The organism is Desulfobaculum sp. (assembly GCF_054921475.1).
The window spans coordinates 1-2678 of sequence record NZ_JBUDSW010000367.1 but is presented as its reverse complement, the minus strand read 5'-3'; the positions used below and the strand labels follow the sequence as shown (position 1 = coordinate 2678).

Below are 2678 nucleotides of genomic sequence, written 5' to 3'. Positions count from 1 at the left end.
ATTCTTGAAAAGAAAACCAGCGGCAAGCAAGCGCGCGTCTTCACCACTGCGCATGGCACAGCGCAGCTGGATGAAATCCAAAGCGTTTGGCATGGCCTGTATGACCGCTATCGGAGCATACTCGGCGACGAGGAAAGCCACGCCGTTACCGAAGCAACCCTTCACGCTTTCCAGAAACTTTCCCTCGACGAATAATTTTTTTCGCTCTTCACTTGCATGTACACACATTAAGTACCTGCGGTGATCTTCAACCATTTTCAACCAAAACACTTGCATGTACACACAAAAAGGAGCCAACATGAAAACCGTCACCATCCTCAATGCGAGCCCCCGCAAAAAGGGCAACAGCCACGCCATTGCCAACACTTTCGGCGAAACGGCCCAGGCGAGCGGGGCCACTGTCAACACGTATGAGCTTAACGCCATCTCGGCCAAAGGCTGTCAGGGGTGCTTTGCCTGCAAAGGAAAAACCGAGCGCTGCGTCGTGCGCGACGACCTTTCCCAAGTCTTGGAGGCTGTCCACCACACGGACGTTCTCGTCCTGGCTTCGCCGGTCTATTTCGGAGATGTTGCCGCCCAGATGAAGCCCTTTATGGACCGTCTGTTCCACCTGTTTACCCCGGACTTCCACAAGGGACTGGACCACAAAACCGGCAAATACACCGGCCACCGCACCTCGCGGCTTCCTGAAGGCGTCCAGCTTGTCTTCATCATCACGCAGGGCAACCAGACCGAAACCGTCCAAGCCGACATCCCTGCGCGGTATGAAAACTTCTTCCGCTGGCTGGGTTTTGAGGATGTCCACATTCTGCGCGGTCTTGGCGACGCCACCATCACAACGGACAATACTATCGACGAAGTCCATGCGCAGGCGCGCACGTTGGCTCACGCCCTCACAACGGCCTAGGAGACAAGAAGCCCAATGCCCGTCATACATATGACCACCAGCGTAACGTCGCCCGAAGTCAAGGAGCGTCTCATAGCACGCTTCACCGCAGCAGCCAGCGAAGAAACGGGCATCCCCCAGCGCTTCTTCACCGTGCTCATCTCCGAACTTTCCGACACCAGCATTGGTCTCGGGGGAGCATCTGTGGCAACCTTTAAGCAGACCCAAAAGGACAATGAGAATGAAACAAACACCAATTGATTCCAATTTCTTCCCTGTTATGCCCGTTGCCCTTCTGGGAACCACCACGTCCGAAGGCGCAGCCACATTCATGACCGTGGGCTGGTGCTCACGAGTCAATGCCGCACCGCCCATGATTGCAGTTGGAGTGCACAACTCCCACCAGACCGGCCCCAATATTCTGCGCAACCAGGCTTTTAGCCTGTGTTTTCCTGATTCGGACCTCGTGGAGCGCACCGATTACTGCGGTATTGTTTCCAGCAAAAAAACAAACAAGTCGGCCGTCTTCTCGACCTTTACTCAAAACATCCACGCAGCGCCGCTCATCACGGAGTGCCCCATCAACCTTGAATGCACCCTGCACTCCCACGTAGAATTGCCAAGCAACACCATCTTCATTGGCGAAATTCAGGGCGCGTACGCGCGTGAGGACGTACTGGTTGACGGTTCGCCCTCCATGGAGGCTATGCACCCGCTTCTGCTCACTATGCCGGACAACCGCTACTGGACGCTTGGCGATGTGGCTGGTCAGGCATGGCGCGATGGAGTTGCCTTCAAAAAACGGCTCAAAAACAACTAGTCTCCGACGCACATCGCATCGCACACCAAAAAAGGGACGCACCTCGCGGTGCGTCCCTTGCTTACACTTTTTCTCCAGCCCGCGCCCTAGGACGCGCTGCCGCTTTGCCCCCAAAACAGGCGGGTGACGGCCTGCTGTGGCGCGCGGCCAAGGCGGGTGCCCACGATGAACGCCCCAAGCCCGGCAAACGTCGTCGGCACAATGGCGTGCATGCCGCCCATGTCCGGCTTAATCAGGGTCAGGGCCACAAAGCTGCCAACGCCCACCACAATGGACGCCACCGCCCCGGCGGCATTGGCCTTCTTCCAGTACAGTCCCAGCACCACAGGCCACAGGAACACAGCCTCCAGCCCGCCAAAGGCGAACAGATTAATCCACACCAGCAGGTCCGGCGGCTGGATGGCGGCCACAAACACTACCACGCCGATAGCGGCGGTGGACATGAGGCTTTTGCGCTTCACACCCGCGGACGTCAGGCGCGAGGCGTCACCGCCGAGGCCGTAGTGGACATACAGGTCCTTCACAATGGCCGCCGATGCGAGGAGGAGCATGGAGTCCACTGTGGACATGATGGCCGCCAGCGGCCCGGCGATGAACACTCCGGCCCAAAATGGTGAAAGCAGCTCCACCATCAGTGTGGGCATGGCGAGGTCCCCGGCGGGGAGTCCGGGAATCACCGCGCGGCCCAGCGCGCCGGAAAGATGCGCGCACAAAATCATAAAGCCGATGATAAGGGTGCCAATGATCATGGCGTCGTGCATGGCGCGGGAATCGCGGTAGGCCATGCACCGGTGGGTGGTCTGCGGCAGGCCCAAAACGCCAAGGCCAACCAGTATCCAAAAGGACAGCATAAACGGCTGGGGCACGGCCTCTGCTGGCCCTGTGGGCGTAATGAGGCCGGGATCAATATCCCGAAGCGCGACAATGCACCGCTCCATGCCGCCGCCCGCATGGACCACGGCGTACAGCACC

Annotated in this window: 5 protein-coding genes; 4 read left to right on the top strand and 1 reads right to left on the bottom strand. The window is 58.6% G+C overall.

Annotated features, from left to right (window positions below; translation table 11 throughout):
- The 4 genes from ACY69P_RS15995 to ACY69P_RS15980 all read left to right on the top strand — a co-directional run.
- A partial coding sequence (locus ACY69P_RS15995) for a hypothetical protein (protein ID WP_462328204.1) occupies positions 1-195 on the top strand: 195 nt, incomplete at its 5' end.
- 103 nt (positions 196-298) lie between these two features.
- Positions 299-907, top strand: a complete 609-nt coding sequence (locus ACY69P_RS15990) for a flavodoxin family protein (protein WP_462328203.1) — start codon at positions 299-301, stop codon at positions 905-907.
- A 15-nt stretch (positions 908-922) separates the two neighbouring features.
- Entirely contained in the window at positions 923-1147 is a 225-nt protein-coding gene (locus ACY69P_RS15985) for a tautomerase family protein (RefSeq protein ID WP_462328202.1), read from the top strand.
- Positions 1128-1706 carry a flavin reductase family protein gene (locus tag ACY69P_RS15980; RefSeq protein ID WP_462328201.1) on the top strand — a complete coding sequence of 193 codons (579 nt, stop codon included), beginning with the start codon at positions 1128-1130 and terminating at the stop codon, positions 1704-1706. The genes ACY69P_RS15985 and ACY69P_RS15980 overlap by 20 nt, the downstream gene beginning before the upstream one ends.
- Before the next feature lie 86 nt (positions 1707-1792).
- On the opposite strand, the gene panF is transcribed toward ACY69P_RS15980, so the two are convergent.
- On the bottom strand, positions 1793-2678 hold an 886-nt coding region (gene panF / locus ACY69P_RS15975), incomplete at its 5' end, for a sodium/pantothenate symporter (RefSeq protein ID WP_462328200.1).

Excerpts from the sequence above, each read along its gene's own strand:
- ACY69P_RS15985 (WP_462328202.1), top strand. The coding sequence starts at position 923 with ATGCCCGTCATACATATGACCACCAGCGTAACGTCGCCCGAAGTCAAG.
- ACY69P_RS15990 (WP_462328203.1), top strand. The coding sequence starts at position 299 with ATGAAAACCGTCACCATCCTCAATGCGAGCCCCCGCAAAAAGGGCAAC.
- ACY69P_RS15980 (WP_462328201.1), top strand. The coding sequence starts at position 1,128 with ATGAAACAAACACCAATTGATTCCAATTTCTTCCCTGTTATGCCCGTT.